Raw genomic sequence first — 255 nt, 5'->3', positions numbered from 1 at the left:
CAGTAAAGATTAACGTGCCATCTTCTTCAACGCTGAACTGTTGGTCTTGAGGTACTGGCAGGTCGTTAACTGGGTTAACGGTTAGGTCAGCTGATGCTTGAACCGTATTGGTACCATCTGAGATATCGAAACTGATATCGATGTCACCATTGAAGTTCTCATCTGGCGTAATCGTGAAACTGCCATCATCGTTTTGAGTAACGGTTGCATCACCGCCAACCGTTAGGCCGCTAGCAGTCAGGTCATCGCCTTCCA

General features: G+C 47.5%; 1 protein-coding gene. It reads right to left on the bottom strand.

What is annotated here, in order from left to right; translation table 11 throughout:
* The coding region (locus AB4329_RS22470; protein ID WP_372139335.1) for a cadherin-like domain-containing protein at positions 1 to 255 on the bottom strand (255 nt) is incomplete at both ends.

It is taken from the genome of Vibrio sp. 10N.261.54.A5 (genome assembly GCF_041471145.1).
Classification (GTDB): domain Bacteria; phylum Pseudomonadota; class Gammaproteobacteria; order Enterobacterales; family Vibrionaceae; genus Vibrio; species Vibrio crassostreae_C.
Note: the sequence above shows the minus strand (reverse complement) of the source record. Positions and strands in the feature narration are given on the sequence as shown.